Annotated in this window: 13 protein-coding genes and 1 tRNA gene; 4 read left to right on the forward strand and 10 right to left on the reverse strand. The window is 68.0% G+C overall.

From position 1 onward, the window contains the following. Positions 1 to 17 precede the first annotated feature (17 nt). The 5 genes from OG310_RS19400 to OG310_RS19420 form a co-directional block, all read right to left on the reverse strand. On the reverse strand, positions 18 to 1757 hold the full coding sequence (locus tag OG310_RS19400) for a relaxase/mobilization nuclease domain-containing protein (RefSeq protein ID WP_329457144.1): 1740 nt from the start codon (positions 1755 to 1757) through the stop codon (positions 18 to 20). After that, positions 1754 to 2095, reverse strand: a complete 342-nt coding sequence (locus tag OG310_RS19405) for a plasmid mobilization relaxosome protein MobC (RefSeq protein WP_329457145.1) — start codon at positions 2093 to 2095, stop codon at positions 1754 to 1756. The genes OG310_RS19400 and OG310_RS19405 overlap by 4 nt, the downstream gene beginning before the upstream one ends. A gap of 329 nt (positions 2096 to 2424) precedes the next feature. Further along, complete coding sequence (locus OG310_RS19410; RefSeq protein ID WP_329460254.1) at positions 2425 to 3726, reverse strand: hypothetical protein; 1302 nt, start codon at positions 3724 to 3726, stop codon at positions 2425 to 2427. 243 nt (positions 3727 to 3969) lie between these two features. After that, on the reverse strand, positions 3970 to 4668 hold the full coding sequence (locus OG310_RS19415) for an ATP-binding protein (protein ID WP_329460255.1): 699 nt from the start codon (positions 4666 to 4668) through the stop codon (positions 3970 to 3972). Then, positions 4665 to 5594 carry a hypothetical protein gene (locus OG310_RS19420; protein WP_329457146.1) on the reverse strand — a complete coding sequence of 310 codons (930 nt, stop codon included), beginning with the start codon at positions 5592 to 5594 and terminating at the stop codon, positions 4665 to 4667. Before OG310_RS19420 ends, OG310_RS19415 begins: the two co-directional genes overlap by 4 nt. 837 nt (positions 5595 to 6431) lie before the next feature. Between OG310_RS19420 and OG310_RS19425 the strand changes: the two genes are divergently transcribed. Further along, complete coding sequence (locus OG310_RS19425) at positions 6432 to 6800, forward strand: helix-turn-helix domain-containing protein (RefSeq protein ID WP_443078866.1); 369 nt, start codon at positions 6432 to 6434, stop codon at positions 6798 to 6800. Between the two features lie 47 nt (positions 6801 to 6847). Beyond that, the gene (locus tag OG310_RS19430) at positions 6848 to 8368 is read left to right on the forward strand and encodes a LacI family DNA-binding transcriptional regulator (RefSeq protein WP_329457147.1); all 1521 of its coding nucleotides are present in this window, start codon (positions 6848 to 6850) and stop codon (positions 8366 to 8368) included. Positions 8369 to 8443: 75 nt separating this feature from the next. On the opposite strand, the gene OG310_RS19435 is transcribed toward OG310_RS19430, so the two are convergent. The 4 genes from OG310_RS19435 to OG310_RS19450 all read right to left on the reverse strand — a co-directional run bounded on the left by OG310_RS19435 (position 8444) and on the right by OG310_RS19450 (position 14125). After that, positions 8444 to 11509: a hypothetical protein gene (locus OG310_RS19435; protein ID WP_329457148.1), complete on the reverse strand. Its 3066-nt coding sequence runs from the start codon at positions 11507 to 11509 to the stop codon at positions 8444 to 8446. A gap of 158 nt (positions 11510 to 11667) precedes the next feature. Beyond that, the gene (locus OG310_RS19440) at positions 11668 to 12729 is read right to left on the reverse strand and encodes a hypothetical protein (RefSeq protein ID WP_329457149.1); all 1062 of its coding nucleotides are present in this window, start codon (positions 12727 to 12729) and stop codon (positions 11668 to 11670) included. Positions 12730 to 12952: 223 nt separating this feature from the next. Continuing rightward, a tRNA-Pro gene (locus OG310_RS19445) sits at positions 12953 to 13026 on the reverse strand. A gap of 169 nt (positions 13027 to 13195) precedes the next feature. Further along, positions 13196 to 14125, reverse strand: coding sequence for a metallophosphoesterase (locus OG310_RS19450; RefSeq protein ID WP_329457150.1), 930 nt, complete (start codon positions 14123 to 14125; stop codon positions 13196 to 13198). 166 nt (positions 14126 to 14291) lie between these two features. Between OG310_RS19450 and OG310_RS19455 the strand changes: the two genes are divergently transcribed. Continuing rightward, positions 14292 to 14753, forward strand: a complete 462-nt coding sequence (locus OG310_RS19455; RefSeq protein ID WP_329457151.1) for a GatB/YqeY domain-containing protein — start codon at positions 14292 to 14294, stop codon at positions 14751 to 14753. 301 nt (positions 14754 to 15054) lie between these two features. On the opposite strand, the gene OG310_RS19460 is transcribed toward OG310_RS19455, so the two are convergent. Further along, positions 15055 to 17334 carry a transglycosylase domain-containing protein gene (locus OG310_RS19460; RefSeq protein ID WP_329457152.1) on the reverse strand — a complete coding sequence of 760 codons (2280 nt, stop codon included), beginning with the start codon at positions 17332 to 17334 and terminating at the stop codon, positions 15055 to 15057. Between the two features lie 572 nt (positions 17335 to 17906). Between OG310_RS19460 and OG310_RS19465 the strand changes: the two genes are divergently transcribed. Then, positions 17907 to 18254, forward strand: a complete 348-nt coding sequence (locus tag OG310_RS19465; protein ID WP_329457153.1) for a WhiB family transcriptional regulator — start codon at positions 17907 to 17909, stop codon at positions 18252 to 18254. The last annotated feature ends 68 nt before the right edge of the window (positions 18255 to 18322 follow it).

The following is an 18322-nucleotide window of genomic DNA, read 5'->3' on the forward strand; positions in this document are numbered from 1 at the left end:
GTGCCCTCGTCACCCGGTCAGCGTCGACGACCGGCATTGTTCGCGGTGCGCGGCGCTTGCAGGGTGCCGGCGGCCGGGGAACGCGGGTGCCGACCGCCTCCGGAGCCTGTGCCCTGGAGGCCGTCGGCGAGGGCGGGCAGGCGGGCGGTGCGTCGCAGTCGCCAGACGAGCACGTCGCTGATGGAGGCGGCGGAGTCGAGTTCGCGTCGTCGGGCGGCTTCGGTCAGCAGGGCAGCCGCGTCGTGGCCGGCTCTGTGGACGTCGTCGAGGGTGGCCGCCAGGGCGGGCCAGGCGGGTTCGGCCTGGACTCGTTGGGCCAGGTCCGGCAAGACCTGGTGGAGAAGTGCGGCGTGCCCCTGTCGAAGACGCGGGTCCAGGTGTTGGCCTCGCCGGCGGAGGAGTGTCATGGGTTGGGTCGCGGCGGCCTGGTAGGCGGCGCGCAGATGTTCGGCGGTTCGCTGGGCGGCGGCGGCCTGCTGGCTGTGGTGCTTCCTGGCGTGCCAGTTCGCTGCTGCGATGGCGAGGAAGAAGGCCATGTCGATGAGCATGGCGGTGGTGGCACCGTCTTCGCCGCGGCCCAGGGCGGTCCCGCTCTGCACAAGATCGCGGGCGGCCTGGCGCAGGGCGCGGTCACGCCCGTGTACGGCCCTGATGTGGGAGCGGCCGGCTCGCTCGAACGCGGAGGCCGCCTCGCGGAGTTGATCACGGGTGTGGGCGGCGGAGGTCTGGGCGAGGGCGTCCAGGACCTCGCCCGCTGCGGCGATCTGGGCGGCTGCCGAGCCGTCGTCGCCGTGGTCGATGATCAGCAGCGCCTGCCAGGTGGCGGCGGTGGCCCTGCGCCGAGCGAACGCGGGACCAGTCACGTCCGGCAGGCCGCGCTGGGCCGGTTCGGAGCCGTCGGCCGGGACGGCGGCCTCTGCCGGAAGCGCCCAGCGTTCGCGGATGCGCGGCAGGGACAGGTCGGGGGCGAGCTTGGAACCGGAGTAGAAAACCGGGTCGCCGTCCTTGTTGCGATCGTCGGTGAGGGCGATCTTGTAGCCGAGAAGATCGCCGGAGGGTGCCACGCGTTTGCGGATCAGCAGGCCGGCGGCGGCCAGGCGGCCGAAGAACTCCTCCTCGCTGGTGGCGCCGGCCACGGCGTGCCGCACGGTTCTCCGAAGTTCCTCGCGCGCCGTGCGGTCCCTGCCCTGGCGTTCGGCTTTGCGGCGTTCGGCGCTGGTGGGGCGCTTGGCGGCGGTGCCGTCTCCGGGTGCGACTCGGCGTAGGCGGTAGTCGGCTTCCACGCGGCGGGCTTCGTTCTGGGCGCGCCGGGCCTCGTTGTGCAGACGGGGGCGGCGGCCGTCGTCGCGGACCAGGGTGGCGATGATGTGGATGTGGTCGTCGGCGTGCCGGACGGCGGCCCATCGGCACGCGGCATCGTCGCCGTCAGGTGCGATACCGGTGGCAGCGAGCATCCGGCGGGCAATGGCCGCCCAATCCTCGTCGGGCAGGATCGGATCCTCCGGGCTGGCCCGTACGGACAGGTGCCACACGTGCTTCTTCGGGCGCCTGCCGACGGGCAGGGCGTTGACGGGCTGGTCGAGCAGTCGCTGAAGCTGCCCGCAGGTGGCCTTCGGGTCGCGGCCGGGGTCGGGGGTGAGCGGGTCGAAGGCGGCGACCAAGTGGGGGTCGGTGTGCTCCTCGTGGGTGCCCGGGCCGTACAGGTAGCGGATCAGGCCGACCGTCTTGCCGCCCCGTTTGTGGAGGCTGGGGATCACGTGGCGACGTCACCGTTTCGGTAAGCGAGCAGGGCGTCGGCCGCGTCCTCCGTACGGCGGGCCGCGCTGCGGACAGCGCGGGCGGCGGCGTCGAGCTGGGGTGTGTCGGCGCCGGAGTTGATGGCCTTGGCGACCTGGTTGAACAGGCCGTGGATGCGGCCCAGGTGTCGGCGGGCGGCGAACAGTTCGTCGATGACCTCCCGTTCGGTGGCGATCTCGGCGGCGGTACGGGTCAAGTCGCGGGCGGCCTTGTCGACGGAGTAGGCGAGGAAGGCGGCGTTGGACATCTCACAATGGGCGGCTGCTTCGGTGAAGCGCTCGTACTCGGCGTCGTTCATACGGCAGCTGGGCTGGTGAACGCGCTTGTGGGATTTCGGTTGACGGGCTCGCTGGCGTCTCTTCGTGAGGGACTCGGTCTGCCGTCCTCCTCCCGGCTGCGGTCCGCCCGCGGTCGCGGCCTGACAGCCCGGTGCCTCCTGGCGCCGGGCTGTTCCCGCCACCCCCGGGGCGGGAACTCCGGGAGCATTGCTCCCGGGACAACTTGCTGCGCCTGGGGCAGAGGTGGCGGCCAGGAAACCTGCGGGCGAGGTGGGGTCTTGGCGGTTCGGGGCGTTCATGGAGTCTCTCTCGTCTCGGGGCGTGGGGATGCGCGTTGGCGTTGAAGGGGTCAGCGAGGTGAATCGCTGTCCGGGGCCGTGAGCTGCGCCTTGAAATGACGGACGATCCGCCCGACTTCGTCGCTGGAGACCGTGTAGCCGGCGGTCCGCAGGGCGTCCTCCACCCGGTCGCGTCCGACGCTTCCGTTCTCCTCGTACGCCCGGCGGGTGAAGCCGAGGATGACCTCGTCGGAGGCGCGGCGCCTGCGGTCCGCGTGTCTCTTCCGGGCAGGGGGCTTCCGCCTGGGCCTGCCCGTGGCGCTGCCCGAGCCGGTGTCTGCCAGCGGTGGGGCGTCTTCGACGTCTGCCCGTGGGGGCTGCCCGGCCCCGGGCAGGGGAGCCGGGAGCTCCTCGCCGTCATCCGGGTCCGACGGATGCGGGCGGGCGGTGTCCTCCACCTGCCCGGCCGGTTCCGGGCGGGCAGCGTCCTCTGCCCGTGGCGTCGGTTTCGAGGCGGCCGATCGCGGTCGACTGCGCCCGGGTTCACGGGCGGTGTACGAGTCCGGGACGTGCCAGCGCGGCGGCAGCGTGATGGATGCGAGGCCGAGGCCCTGCTTGCGCGTGGCGAGTTTGCGCAGCAGTAGTGCGTCCTGCCGGGGATCGCGGTCGACATCGGCCTGCTCCAGGGCCTCGTGCAGCCGGTTGGCCAGGCGTTGTCCCTTCCTTCTGCTGCGCTGCTTGTCGGTCATCGCCTCGGCCCGGAGTATCAGGGCGACGGAATCACTCAGCGCGCGCTCGCGGATGAGCCGGGCCGCGTCGGCGTCCTGGTCCGCGATGCCGAGCCGGGCCAGCAGATGTTCGCGCGCCTGGCGGACGAGGACGGCGGCCAGGCTGCGTGAGGTGGCGTCGGGGCTGCGGTGGCGCAGCTCGATGCCCATGGCCAGATGCCACAGCATCGCGGCCATAACCGGTCCGATCAAGGCTCGCACGGTGCCACCGACGGGCCCGAACTCGGCGTAGGCGGGGATGATCTGCACGGTGGTGATCACCCACACCAAGGACCCGGGCAGGCCGGGTGCTCTTGCGGGCCCGGCGAGGTTCTGGCGGGCCATCAGCGCGGTGGCGAAGAGGGCCAGCTCGGCGGTGGCGAACATGAAGGCGCGCTCGACGGTGCTGCCCATGTCCAGGTAGTCGGCGGCGAACCGCCAGCTGGTGTCCGCGCTGTAGACGGTGCAACCTAGCGCGGCCGTGGCCGCTACGGGTACCGCGATGGTTCCGCGCCGACGGTTGGCGCTGGGCAGCTGCCGGCGCTGCCGGTGGATCAGCCATCCGGCGAAAAGGGCGAGCAGCACGAACAGGGCGAGGAGCACCAGGGTGGTCTCTGAGGATGTGGCCCAGTCCGGGAGGAGCCGGGTGCCGCGATCCCGGGTGGCCAGGGGCGTGAGAGTGCGAGCAGGCAGGGTGGGTCTCCAAGGTGCGGAGGGAACGGAGGCGGAGTGCGGAAACGGCGGACGCTGAGCGCGGCTCAGACGACTCGCGACGGGCGGGACAGAGCAGGCGTGAGCGCGGGCGGCGGGTGAGGCAGGGCCGAGGGCGGAAGTGCCGGTGGCGGCCGGTCAGGCGGCGGACGCTGTGCTGCGGCGTCGATCAGTGCCGTCGAGGACGACTCGGTCGGTCATCTCGGCGAGGCGGGAGGCGACGCGGTCACCGAGGGCGCTGCGTAGCTGATCGGTGGGGAGGTTGGTGGTGATGAGGGTGGGGAGCATGTGCTCGTACCGGTGGTTGATGAGCCGGTACGTCAGCTCCTCGGTCCACTCGCTGGCTTTGGCCGCCCCGAGGTCGTCCAGGAGCAGCAGCGGGCAGCGTGCCAAACTCCGCAGGTCACGTTCGGCGTCGCGGCCGACACGGGGACGCAGGCGCGCGTGGAGGTCCGCGGTGGTCGTCGCCTCCCAGCGCAGGCGGACCCCTCGGGCGAGGAGAGCTCGGATGGCGCCGTACGCCTGGTACGTCTTGCCGGTCCCGGTGGGGCCGGCGATCAGTAGGGACGGACCTTTGGCGATGCCGGGCCCGCCGGGGCCGGGGCGCCCGGCATGGGCGATCTGGTCGGCCCAAGCGGTGACCTTTGGGCGGTCGGCCAAGGCCCGGCGGTAGCGGGCGGGGATCCTCGCGTCGGCGAGTTCGAGCGCGGTGACGGGTTCCGCATGCGCCTCGTCGGCGGCGGTAGCGAGGTCGATGCCGCGGCTGGCCAGGATGCCGTTGAGCCGGTCGGCGAGTGGACCGACCCGGTGGGGCTCGCGGGTGGCGGTGGCGTTCAGAGCTCACCTCCGTAGGCGGCTTCGATGTCGGCGGGGTTTGTCCACGCCCTGTGGACAGCCGGCGCCTTGGGGGCCGCGTTCATGGCTTCGTTCACGAAGCTCGGCAGGGTGCTGGGGTGCAGGCCCTTGGCCCGGTGCAGATCGAGCCCTGCCCGGATGTGTGCGGGCGCGATGCCCTCGTCGAGCAGCTTGCGTACCATCCGGCCGAGATGGCCCAGGACGTCCGTGGGCGGGCGGTGTGCGCAGGCGTCCGCGTATTCGGTGACGAGCTGCTTGGCCGAGACGGTGCTGGGCGCGGGGGCGCTTGCGCCCCCAGGGGTATCTCCTAGATCCATGATCCTAGGTCCTAGATCCGTAGCGTGAAGTGTCACCGCTCCTTCGCGGAGACCTCGCTGCTCCCTCGCGGAGGACTCTGTGAAATCGCTCTGACCTGCTGGTTCGTCGGCATCGATGCGATTCGCCGCCAGTTGGGGCACTTGCTGGGAGCCTTCGCGGAACGGTGCCTGAGGCCGCGGTGAGGGCTCCGTGACACTTCCTCCCGCAGGCGCTGAGACGACGTCCTGTGCGGTGCGAGCCGACCCGTCGTGGTGCGGACAGGCAGGAAGGCGGCTCACGCTGGGTCGGTTGATCTTCTGATGCCGCCGCCAGGTGACGATGTGCAGGTAGCACTTATCGTCCGGCCCCTTGTAGCGGCATATCAGCCCCGCGTCGGCGAGCTGGGCGAGATCCTGCTCGACGTCGGCGGGCGTGTGCTCCGGGCGCAGGACCCACAGCTGTCCGGCGATGATCGCGGCGTGGTCGCGGTGGCGTCCCTGGTCATCGGCCTGCGTGAGCAGACCGAAGAAGGTGCGCTCGGCGGGCAGGGAGACGGTGGCCAGGGACTCGGAGACGAAGGCTTCGGGCTTGATGGTGCGGATTCGTGCCAAGAGGGCGGTCCTCACTCGGTTGCCGTCGGGCGGGCAGTGACGGCCCACCGTCGGGTCGGGCGGACGTGAAGGCAGCGGAGAGGCCCGGCTGTTCGCGCGTGAGCGCTGGGAGCCGGTCGCGTTTCCTGGGGGTGACGTCAACATAGCCACACCCAAGGTGTGCAAGTCCAGCCCGTCGCGGCCGAATCTCTGACGGCAGAAAGGCCACCGAGAATCGGGCTGCGAAGAGCCGTGGGAAAACGGTAAGGCGTGATCGGCTTCTGACCAAAAAGTTGCTCCGGATACCGAGCCAGAAGCATCACATCGTCAAAGCGTTGACCGGCCGGCGGGGAGGAAGCTACAACACAACACCGCACGCCAGGACGCTGTTTGGCCGCCCCCGGCCATTGGGGAACTCGCACCCGTAGCGCCGATGACCTCTCCCGGCACGAGTCGTGCGCGACGCAACATAGACGACGATCGCCGGTTAACCAAAACGGCGAATGCACGCTGAACTGGAGCCATGGCAGCACGATCAGTCGAAACCGGGAGCGCGGGATTACGAGCCGCCTCACCCATCGAAATCCTCCGCGCCGAACGAGGCATCTCCAGGGCGAGTTGGCCACCTGGGTGGCCCCTTCCGCCCTCCTACGCCGAGTGAAGCGTTGTCCCGGATCGAGCGCCTCAGGTACCGCGGCGATGTCGACGACCTCGTCGCGACCGGACAAGAAATCCTCGCCTCGGCCGCTCGTACCGCTCCAAGGCCCGCGCGTCCCGCTACGAGGCCGGCTCCGCTCCCGTGACCGCATCCGCCCGCTACCGAGATAGGACCCCTCGCCCTTGCAGCGTCACTCCGCAATACCCCCTGCCCTCACCCCTGGCCTCTCCGGCACTGAGGGCGAAGCCTCCCTGCCCCGCGTATACCGACCAGAGGAGATCGCCGAGACCCTCGGCTGCTCGGCCTGGTGGGTCAAGGACCGAGCCCGGCGCCGCCTCATCCCCCACACACGAATCGGTCGCTCCTACCGCTTCACCGCCGGCCACCTCGTCGAGATCGTCCGCCTCTACGAAGAGCGTCCTCCGCAAGCACGGACAGCGGCGGCTGCTCCCGCACCGGTACGGCCAGCTGCTCGAACCGCCGTGCCACCTCCCCGGACGTCCGGCGCCTCGGCGCCGAGCTTGCGCGCCCGGCCGCCTCGTCGGGCGCTGTACGACGCGGTCGTGTAGCGGGTCACCCATCAGCCACAGCGGAATAAGGAAGAGGACGGCAGGAATTGGGCTTCGCGGAGAAGCGCGCAACCTACTGGCGCGGCCGATACAAGGTCGCGCCCGGCAAGCACCTCACTGTCGTCGACGAACGCGGCAAGGCGATCAAGTTCGCCACCAAGGGCGAGGCGCAGCGCGCCGCGAGCGAGGCCGAGAACAAGTACCGGCGTGGCGACTGGCGCGACCCCGCGCTGGGACAGGAGACCTTCGGCGAGTACGCGAACCGCTGGTACGCGTCCCAGGACCTGGCCGCGTCGACCATGCAGAACTACAGGCGCCACATCGAGGAGCACCTGCTGCCCGAGTTCGAGGACAAGGCGCTCGCCGGCATCCTGCGCACGGACGTCGACCTGTGGGAGAAGAAGGAGAAGGCCGCCCTCTACGCGGCCTCCAGCGTCAAGACCTGGCGCTCGACCCTCCACCTGATCTTCGAGGACGCGATCGACGAGGGCCTGATCGCCTCGAACCCGGCGGCCAGGAGACGCGGGCGCGGAAAACGGGCCGGTCGTTCCCGAGACCGTGGACCGGAGAAGGTCGTCACCGACCCGCTCGGCATCCTGCTGACCGCGGAGCGGGCCGCTCTCCTGTCAGGCCGCGACGACGAGTTCGTCGCCGTCGTCCTCAAGGGCTACACCGGCATGCGGTGGGGCGAGATCGTCGGCTTGGAGACCGGCTTCGCCCGCCCGGGATCCGTACGCGTCGAATGGCAACTGTACGAACTCGACACGGGCGAGTTGGTGCGCTGCCCCCCGAAGGACGACAGCTACCGCACCATCGACGCGACGGACTGGTTGGCCGCCCTGGTCGCCAACCACGTCGCTCGTACGAAACCCGCGCCGTGCCCCTGCCATGGCAAGATCTACGTCTTCCGAGGACAAGGGGCGGCGCGTACGGGTGGTCACCAAGGCGCGAAGCTCGTCGACGTCGCTCGCCGGGCCGGCGTTTCGACAGGCTCCGTGTCCAACGCCCTCAACCACCCCGAGCGCGTCACCGAAGCCACGCGAGTGAAGGTCGAGCAAGCCATCGCGGACCTCGGCTTCGTGCGTGGTGGCGTCGTGCCGGAGCACGCCGCCCACTGGCGCAGGAACGGTTTCGCGACCTGGCTGTTCACGCCGGCGGTCTCCGGCTGGTACCCGAAGAAGGCACCACAGGAAGCCCGCCCCGTCCCGCTGCTCGGCGAGCCGTGGCCCGGCGTCCCGGCCCGAGGACGCGGAGCCAGCGACCGGGCCGACGCTTGCTGGCTCCCGATCGCCAAGGGCCTCACACCCCACGGCCTCCGCCACACCCACCGGACCGTGATGGAGGACCTCGGCACCGAGAAGGTTCTGATGGACGAACGCATGGGCCACATCGACGGCTCCGTCTCGGCACGCTACGCCCATGTCACCCCTGGCATGCGCAAGCGCCTTGTGCTGGGGCTGACCGAGCGGTGGGAGACGGCGCTCGATGCCCGGCTCGCAATGTGCCCGACGTCGCCGGTGCGCGTGCTCAACGAGCTTCTTCGCGCACGAGCGGTCGCACTCCGGTAGTTCCATTCTGTCCGCGCAGGTCGCTGCGGGGGCAGGGCGGAACTCGGCGCCTGCGAGACGACACCCGTGTCCTGTTCAGCCCGCGAGAGTCGCAGTGGCCGTCGAGATGGTAAAGAACGTGAGCAACCGCCATCCAACTTCGTGAGCTGCGTTGAGTACAGACTTATCCGCCGTTTTGAGCTCTGTAAGGAGCACCTCGGTCTCGCTAAGGTCGCCGCGATACAGAACGTCGAGGAGACGGAGAACCAGCAGCTTCAACGGCCGGTCGACCTCTCTGGCCAGGTGCTCCTCGTCGACATGGGCGATGATCTCCATCAGGATGTGTAGTGCAGGGAGAGCATGGGTGGTCTCGTTCTTGATTAGGGCCATGCCGACCTGCAGGCCGATATTGTGCACAGCTGTTGCGATTGACTGAGGGTTCAGCTTCGATGTGGCCGCGTAGCTGTCGAGCGTTGCGAGCTCAGCGGTGACCTCGGTCCAGCGGCGCTGGAATGCGAGGGCTTCCGCCAAAAGGGCAATGACGTTGATCCGCTGGGTAACGGGCAATCGGGCGTCGTCCAGCATCATGCGACACCGAATCTCGACCTCAGCGTCATCGACGCTTCTATCGCTCAGCGCCTGTGTGATGTCCCCGATTTCAGCAAGAATCTTGGAGACATCTGTATCCGGCAGCCGTGTACCAAGTGCTTGCAGGTCGGCCATAAGACGCATGACCGCTTCACCTGGAACTTCACGATGCGTTGCCATACGGAGTGTACTCATGACGTTGGCGACCGCGTTGGCTGCATCGGTTGGACGGGAGTCAGCGAGTTGCAGAGCTAGCCCGTAGATACGCTTCAGATGCGGGAACAATTGGTCCAGTGGCGCACCCTCTCCTCGCATCACAGCAACGAGGGGAAAAAGCGTCTTGATCTCAAGTACGGGTGCCGGTGTGGTACGGGCCCTAATTACATCGAGTTCCGATTCGAAGCAGGATCGTGCTGCTTCCAGGCTCCCGATGCGGAAGTAGGCGCCGCCGAGATTGCCGTACAGGACTGCAAGGTCGTCGGAGCGAACCCCGAGCCGTAGGGCATGGCCAGCGAGGCTCTGTGCGTGTGGAACCATCCGATGCATGCGGTGCTCATCCTCATCATCGATGAACTCCGCAAGCCATCCCTGGGTGTGAAAGGCGGCGCGGCTCAGAATCGGCTCCACGTTGCTGGAGTTTTCCAGGGTGGTCCGTACTACGTGCTGCACGATCTCGTTGATGTTGATCGTCTCGTCGAGCTCGACAGGATGTCCTGACTCTGTCTGCCGATGAGGCCCGCCGGCGCTGAGCGGCTCACCCCGCTGCACGAGGGACTCGGTCCGCAAGGCACGGTGTATCTCCAGGACGCTGAGAGGATTCCGGCTCGATTCCACCATGATCAGCGGCCCCTTCAGGCCACTGCGCATGACGGACTCCTTGGATACCACGGCCGCGGCGACCAAGAGCTGGAGCGGAATCTGGCGAGAGGCCAGGTACGAGGCGGTGCTGATCGACGCGATTGCAGCACTCGATATGTCCTGCGGTCGAACGCTTGTCGTGGCGCGGCCGATTCGTTGCAGGGCTAGCCGGATTGCCGCGACAAGCGTGCACGGATACCCAGGCGGGACAGATTGCTTGTCGTCCAATGCGCGATCGCGGATGAGATCCAGATAGCGAGGTACCTCTTCAAGGCCGAGCCCGCAACTGGCCAGGTAGCCACAGGCCAGTTCGATGGCTAGAGGCCAGCACTCCAGGTTATGTGCCAGCTCGACTGCTGCCTGTTCACTCACCTTGTTCCAGACGGATCCGTCGTCCGACAGACGCAGACGGATCAGCGACACGGTTTGGTCGGTGGTGAGGTGAGTGACGGGTACTCGTCGGGGGTGGGTTGCCCAACTGCTCTGGTTGGTGGACGTAATGATCAGGTGCCCACGCCCGCTGGTGGGCAGCCATGGAAGTAGATGGCGACGGTCCGAGGCGTTATCGATGACCATAAGCCAGCGGCCCGGGAACGCACTCAGGAGCGCGTGCACGCGATGACGTAGGGCAGAAGAGTCCATGTTCGCCTGCGCTTGCTGTGGGACGAGCCAGTCGTGCAAGACGTGATAGGAGGCGGCCAGGCTGGCGTCGCTCTCCGCATCAATCCAGAAAATGTGGTCGTAGGAGTCCGCTACGTCGTGGGCATACGCAGCTGCTGCACTGGTCTTTCCTATACCGGACAATCCCAGCAGTACGCAGGCCCGCACCACTCGATCCTCGGGTGTTCCCGTGAGTGCCCGGTGAATGCGTGCCAGCAGGTCGGGCCTGGGGAGATCCGGTGGCGACGGGATGGGCCCCACCATGATGCCCCAGTCGAAGCTGCCAAGGTCATGGGCGAGGTGAGCGGCCTCTGTCAAGAGTTCGGAACGGAAGTCCGTCAAGGTCAGCACTCCATCGAACTCGCCACAGGCTCTGCGGAAGATCTCCGAGACCAGATGATTGGTCATGCGCCCTGCCGAGCGAAGTCCGAGGCCGCCCCGCTGCTGCGAACGGAATTGCCTGATGCGTTCCCTTAGCTGCTCGCGCAGCTCATGCGGCTCGCGGGTATCCGGCACGATGCGTGCGCGACGCAACCGCAACAGCTCGTCGTGGTTAAGGCGTTTGGCGTTCCCTTCCTGTCTAGAGCTGCGCTCCAGGAGCGCGGTCAGTTGGTGTTGGAGCTCATCGGGATCGGTTAGGCGCAGAACCCGGTTCAACTGAACGGCCTTGGGGTGCAGTCTCATATTGGTGATCAAGACGTACGTCTTGGCCCTCGGCCTGGCCTTGATCATCCGTATCAGCACAGCGAAAGCAGCCGGAGCAGACAGCTCGGTACCCGGTCCTCCTGATTTCACTTGCGCGGTCAGCACGGGGGACCGGTCGCCATCTACCAGGTCGAAGTCGATGGCGTCCGGGTCGTTCACTACCTCTGCATCGGTTTCAGTCGGTTCGATGACCGCTGCCTGTACGCCAGGTCGGAGCCCCTCGGCAGCAGCCAGCAGCTCCTCCAACGTGACCAGATACTGGTACTGAAACCCGAAGGCAGCAGCCTGCCCTCCGCGCTCCGCCATGCCGCCGCCTTCGTCCCAGCGCTCAAGTTTTCTTGCCGTGATCAACGTGATGGCTGCTGTGGATGGTTCCGTCGCTGCCGGGGCCTTATAACCGGCCCGACCAACCGTGGAAGATGGCGCTCGACAGTCCTCTCAGCGCCACCTGGGGCCAATCACTGAGAGCGATACGTGGAAGCCAGCCTCGACGGCTGGCTCCAGGCAATTCAGGCGCCAAACACTGCTTGGTATGCGCTCTGCCCTGCCCCGACGAGCATGGTCAGGCCAGGAGTAGCCGTACCGATTGCGGTGAGGGTTGAGTTCAGTCGATCAAAGGCCACCCGTACACGTCCCGGTTCAGGTACATCAGTGGCAGCAGTCTCTTCCAGGACTTCTGCTTCTAGAATCAGCTGGCTCTGTTCCTCGGCGGAGACCCCCAGGCTCGGTGCGAACTGCCGTACCTGCTGGGCGAATTCCGCGAGTTTGGATGCGTCCAGGCCGAAGGAATTGTTCTGTACGACGTGCTGCTGGGAGCCCGCAACGAAGCCGTGGGAGTCAGTGATGTTGTAGATGTCGCCGGTCGATTGACTGCTCAGAAAGTCATTCACGGTGCCTCCAGCGAGTACGCAGTGGGTGCCCTGCGCCGTGATCAGGACGGAGACCTCGGCATCTGTGACCACTCGCTCAACGAGAGCGTGCTCGCGCAGGTAGTCGAGAGCGCTGAGAACTTCATCCTCGGTCAGGGGGCCCCCGGCGAAGCTGCACAGTGGGTCTTCCAGGAACGTCAGCGCCGGAACAGAGGCTTGCCTTCCGCCTACGCGTAGGACCCAGCGCAACAACACATCGCAGGCGTGCCCGAAGCGTTCAACCGTGTCGGCGCGCAGAGCGAGCAGGCGGCGCGCTTCCAGCAGTCCGTCGTCGGTGGGAAACACCTCGGAGAGTCCGCCGGCGAGGGTTCGCGCGATCTTGACGAGCCCTAGCTTTTCAAGCTGCAGCGCCATGTTGTCGCTGTCGTCTTCAGGTAGCCCTTCGTCCTGCGCGAAGTCCCGCACGTCTACGTAGTGGCTCGGATTCTGCTGGATCGCCTCGTACAGCCAGAGCAGCAAGCGGGACAGCTGCGGGTCGCTTTCGAGGCCGCTGGCGCTCGCGAGGGTGAGCACACCCATGGATGGGGGCTCGACCTCGATGGGGATGCGGACGGGATGCTTGCGGTTCGCCCGCTCGAACTCCTTGACGATCTCTTTCTGCATCTTTGCGATCGCGCGCTTGTCGATCTTGAACCCGGCCAATCCGGTCTCCTATGGGGCGGTGGTTGTTCAAGGCTAGACGGGTGCACTGACAGCGAGGCCACGCTTCCGGCCGAAGCGTCCGTTGCTGGCGACATCCTCGCAAGCGGCCGGGCGAGGGGCCGCATCCCGAAGTTGGCTCCCAAACGGCTCCCAAATTGGCCCCCAAAGCAAATCAGGCCCGGTACTGATCTCTCAGTACCGGGCCTGACCTGGTCTTACTCTGTCGGGGTGGCGGGATTTGAACCCACGACCTCTTCGTCCCGAACGAAGCGCGCTACCAAGCTGCGCTACACCCCGATCGCTGCCGCGTCGTGCTCCGGCAACGAGGTTTACTTTAGCCCACCCGCCGCCCCAGGCGAAATCCGGTTTCTGGTGGGGCGCGGTCCTCGTCGGACGAGGTCGCGGGACGGCGGGCGGCGTCGGCCGAGAGGCGGGCGGGCGTAGTCCCGACCCTGGTCGGAGCGGGTCAGGCGGCCCTGGCCGTCAGCGTCAGCAGGGTGGCTTCCGGGGGGCAGGCGAAGCGGACCGGGGTGTAGCGGTTGGTGCCGCAGCCCGCCGAGACGTGGAGGTAGGAGGTGTGGCCCGCCGAGCGGTGGGTCGAGAGGCCCTTCACGCGGTCCGTGTCCAGGTCGCAGTTGGTGACCAGCGCGCCGTAGAAGGGGACGACCAGCTGGCCGCCGTGCGTGTGGCCCGCGAGGACCAGCGGGTAGCCGTCCGCCGTGAACGAGTCCAGTACGCGCAGGTAGGGGGCGTGTACGACGCCGATAGAGACGTCCGCGTCCGCTTCGGGGCCGCCGGCGACCTGCTCGTACCTGTCCCGCTTGATGTGCGGGTCGTCGAGGCCGGTGAAGGCCAGTTCGTAGCGGTCCAGCTTGAGCCGGCCGCGGGTGTTGGAGAGGTTGGTCCAGCCCGCCGCGTCGAAGGCGTCCCGCATGGGCTGCCAGGGGTTGTGCAGGGCTTGGACGGCGGGTGCGTTGCCGTTGAGCCCGTGCTTGCCCTGCGCCTTCTCGAAGAGGTAGCGCGCCGGGTTGCGCAGCTTCGGCCCGTAGTAGTCGTTGGAGCCGAAGACGTACACACCCGGGAACTCCATCAGGGGGCCCAGCGCGTCCAGCACCTCCGGTACGGCCTCCGGGTCGGACAGGTTGTCGCCGGTGTTGACGACGAAGTCGGGGCGCAGGCCCGCCAGCGACTGGAGCCAGCGGCTCTTCTTGCGCTGGCCCCGCACCATGTGGATGTCGGAGACCTGGAGAACCCGCAGGTCACGCATGCCACGCGGGAGGATGGGCACGGTCACCCGGCGCAGTCTGAACGAGCGGACTTCGAACCCGGCGGCATAGGCGACGCCTGCCGCGCCGGCCGCCGCGATGGACAAGGGGACTCCGTAGCGTGCGCGCATAGGCCCATGGTCGCAGACCCGGCGTGAGGCCGGTCACGCGCCCGGCCCGCCCGGGTCCCGCGAGCGATCTGCGCGGGTCCGTTTCGTGGCACCCCGCGCGCCGCCCCTCGCGGCCCTCTCGTAATTCGGCGGCCGACCGCTCGTACCGCCTGCCACACTTGACCCCATGACCAGCCTCAAGTCCAAGCTCCACGAAGACCTCACCGTCGCCATCAAGGCCCGCGACGAGCTGCGTTCCGCGACGCTCCGGCTCACCCTCTCCGCCGTCACGAAGGAGGAGGTCTCGGGCCGGACCGCGCGGGAGCTCAGCGACGACGAGGTGCGGAAGGTGATCGCCAGGGAGGCGAAGAAGCGCCGCGAGGCGGCCGACGCGTTCGCCAAGGGCGGCCGGGCCGCGCAGGCCGAGCGGGAGCTGGCCGAGGGTGAGCTGCTGGCCGGGTACCTGCCGAAGCCGCTGACGGACGACGAGCTGGAGTCGATCGTCGCGGAGGCCGTCGCGGAGGCGAAGGCCGGTGGCGCGGAGGGCCGCAGCGCCATGGGAGCCGTCATGAAGATCGTCACGCCGCGCGTGGACGGGCGGGCCGAGGGCGGGCGCGTCGCCGGTGCGGTGAAGCGCCTCCTCGGGTAACCCTGGCTACGGCTACGGCTACGGCTACGGCTACGGCTACGGCTACGGCTACGGCTACGGCTACGGCTACGGCTACGGCTACGGCTACGGCTACGGCCACGGCGCCGCCCCAGCCGCCACCGCCGGGTCGCCCAGGTGGCGGTACCGGCCATCTGGCGGCGCGGCGCCGCGTTCAGGGCATACGCGAGGGCGCCCGCCCCGGTGAGGACCGGGGCGGGCGCCCTCGTTCGTTCGGTTCGGTCTGTACGTTCCGTTCGTTCCGTTCGGTTCGCTCGGTTCGTTCGTCGGTGACCGGCCGCCGTCAGTGGCCGTTGCCGCCGCCGAAGAAGTTGCCGAACCCGCCGCCGTTGTCGCCGGTGGTCCCGCCGTCCTGGCCGGTCCCGCCGTTCTGGCCGGCGCCGCCGTCCTGCGCACCCGCGGTGTCGCCGTTGTTGCCGTTGTCCCCGCCGTTGTCCCCGCCGGTGGCGGCCTGGCCGCCGGTGTCACCCTTGGGGTTCCCGGGCTTCGGGTCCTTCTTCTTCATGTCGGGAAGGTTGATCGTGGGCAGCGGCGGCGACGTCGTGCCCGCCAGCGCCCCGCTCATCGCGTCCTTCCAGATCGGTCCCGGGGTATCGGCGCCCTGGACCTGCGTGTGGTACTGGCCGCCGATGGTGATGTTCCGCATCGACACGTTGTGCGTCGGGCCACCGACCCAGACCGCGCCCGCCATGTCCGACGTGTAGCCGACGAACCAGGCGGCGTTGAGGTTGTCCGTGGTACCGGTCTTGCCCGCGTTGTCGCGGTCGCTGAGGCCGGCGAGCGTACCCGTACCGTCCTCGACCACGCCCTTCAGCAGGGAGTTCAGGACGGTGGCGGTGTGCTCGGACATCGCCTGCTTGCACTGCGACTTCGGCACGGGAAGCGACTTGCCGGTCGTCGTCGTGATCGACTCCACGGCGACGGGGGAGCAGTAGACGCCCTTGTTCGCGAAGGTCGCGTACGCGTTGGCCATCGTCAGCGGCGAGACGAGCTGCGTGCCCAGGGTGAGCGAGGGCACCTGGTCGAGCTTCTTGCCGTCGGCGCGCTGCACGCCCATCTTCGTGGCCATCTGCGTGACCGGGCAGACGCCGAGCTTGCTGATCAGCTGCACGAAGTAGGTGTTGACCGACTTGGCCATGGCCTCCTTCATGTTCATCGGCCCGACCTCGGACTTCGACTCGTTCTCGACGGTCGCGGGGTCCGTCGTGCTGTTCTGCCAGGTGCTGTTGCAGGTCTGCACCGGCGAGGGGTAGTTCATCTTGTTCGGCGCGGATTCGACGGTGCCGGGGTCCGTGCCGCTGTCGATCGCGGCCGCGGCCGTGATCGGCTTGAACGTGGAGCCGGACTGGAAGCCGTTGCCGCCGCCCATGTCGTGGTCGGTGCTGAGGTTGAGCTGGGTCTCGTTGGTCCCGAAGCCGTACGGGCGGGACTGGCCCATCGCGACGATCTTGCCGGTGCCCGGCTGGACAAGGGTCACGGCCGTGGCGACCGAGTCCGTCTTGTAGACGTGGTTCTGGATCGAGGCCTGGACCGATCCCTGGGCCTTCGGGTCGAGCGTCGTCTTGATCGTCAGACCGCCGGTGTTCCAGCGGTCGGCGCGCTCCTGAGACGTCTTGCCGAAGGTCGGGTCGTCCAGCAGGGTGTCGCGCACGTAGTCGCAGAAGAAGCCCGCGCCCTTGACGGCGGTGATGCAGCCGCTCTTGGGGCGCTTCACCTTGAGCTTGATCGGCGTCGCGATCGCTTTGTCCGCCTCGGACTGCGAGATGTCGCCGACCTGCTCCATCCGCGTGAGGACGGTGTTGCGCCGCTTGAGTGCGGTCGGTTCGTCGTTGATCGGGTCGTACTGGCTGGGCGACTGGACGAGGCCGGCCAGCAGCGCCGACTCCTCAAGATCCAGGTCCTTGGCGTGCTTCGAGAAGTACAGCTCGGAGGCCGCCTCGACGCCGTACGCCTGCTCCCCGAAGAACGTGATGTTCAGGTAGTTCTCAAGGATCTTCTTCTTGCCGAGTTCGTCCTCGACCTGGATCGCGTACTTCAGTTCCTGGACCTTGCGGCCCAGGGTCTGCTGGGTGGCCTGCGCGACCTTGGTGGGGTCGTTGCCGGCCTCCTCGATGAAGACGTTCTTGACGTACTGCTGTGTCAGCGTCGACGCGCCCTGCGCGACGCCGCCGGACTGCGCGTTCTGGTTGAGTGCGCGGGCGACGCCCTTGATGTCGATCGCCCCGTGCTCGTAGTACCGCGAGTCCTCGATGGCGACGAGCGCCTTCTGCATGTACGGGGAGATGTCCTTCAGCGGCACCACCGTGCGGTCGCGCGAGTAGACGTCGGCGATCTTGCCGCCGTCCGCGTCGAGGATGGTGGTCCGCTGGCTCAACGGCGGGGTCTTGAGGTTGGCGGGGAGTTCGTCGAATCCCGTGACCGTCCCCTTGGCCGCGAGACCCAGCGATCCGAAGGCCGGCAGGGCGATGCCGGCGAGCACCGCGCCGGCGAGCACGCTGACTCCCAGGAACTTGGCGGCCTGCTGGGTCTTGGACAGGCCTCCGCCCGAGCGCTTCTTTGGCATGGGTGCAGCCTACGGTCTGATTCGCCGGACAAGGGTCAAGGCTCTGGCCTAAGCTGCACTCAACTGTCACGATCTCGCACGCGGGTGTGGCGAAGCACCACGCGGCATCCCGAGCCGGTGCGGTCGAGGACGTACGAAGCAGAGGTACGGAACGTACGAGCAGAGGTGCGGGACGTACGAAGAGGTACGGGACGTACGGGGCGAGGACTCCGAGAGATATGCCGACGGCAGCCGGGCCGAGACCGGCCAGGGTCACACTTTCGGGTGGTCTTGTGTCATGAATTTCCGGCGAACCCGAGCGCCGGAAAACGTGCGCGGGCACCCTCCGGTGTGCTGCCTGGCATCGGCTGTGACGAGGCTGAACCACCTGGTCGTACGGGTTTGTTCAGGGCCTCTTTCGTTCACTCCCCTGGGTGATCTTTCGAGCACGCATAGTCCGTTCGGGCCATTCAAGATTGGGCACGAAGGGGGTGTTGCGCTGTGCCCGCCGCCCGTAACGTCCTCAACTGGCAGCGGTGAATATGCCTCTGCCGCCGTGGGGGAGCCTCGATTCGGGAGAGGACGGCGCCGGCATGGGCTGGGTTACCGACTGGAGTGCGCAGGCAGCCTGCCGCACTACCAATCCGGACGAACTATTCGTTCAAGGTGCAGCGCAGAACAGGGCCAAGGCGGTGTGCACCGGTTGCCCGGTGCGTACGGAGTGCCTGGCAGACGCGCTCGACAACCACGTCGAGTTCGGCGTATGGGGCGGAATGACCGAGCGGGAGCGCCGTGCGCTGCTGCGCAGGCGGCCGACGGTCATGTCGTGGCGGCGCCTGCTGGAGACGGCGCGCACGGAGTACGAGCGCAGCGCGGGCCTGCTGCCCGCCGGGCTCGAGGGTGACGAGGTGAACTTCGAGACGTTCGCGGCGGTCAGTTAGCCCGGGCAGTCCACCCACCGCCGGGGGAGCGGTGACCGACATCGGACCGAAGCGCCGGCCCGGGATGG

This window comes from Streptomyces sp. NBC_01497, assembly GCF_036250695.1.
Lineage (GTDB): Bacteria > Actinomycetota > Actinomycetes > Streptomycetales > Streptomycetaceae > Streptomyces.

What these genes read in the sequence shown, in the direction of transcription:
- OG310_RS19405 (WP_329457145.1), bottom strand. Translation starts at nt 2,095, where the DNA reads ATGAACGACGCCGAGTACGAGCGCTTCACCGAAGCAGCCGCCCATTGT.
- OG310_RS19450 (WP_329457150.1), bottom strand. Translation starts at nt 14,125, where the DNA reads ATGCGCGCACGCTACGGAGTCCCCTTGTCCATCGCGGCGGCCGGCGCG.
- OG310_RS19455 (WP_329457151.1), top strand. Translation starts at nt 14,292, where the DNA reads ATGACCAGCCTCAAGTCCAAGCTCCACGAAGACCTCACCGTCGCCATC.
- OG310_RS19460 (WP_329457152.1), bottom strand. Translation starts at nt 17,334, where the DNA reads ATGCCAAAGAAGCGCTCGGGCGGAGGCCTGTCCAAGACCCAGCAGGCC.
- OG310_RS19465 (WP_329457153.1), top strand. Translation starts at nt 17,907, where the DNA reads ATGGGCTGGGTTACCGACTGGAGTGCGCAGGCAGCCTGCCGCACTACC.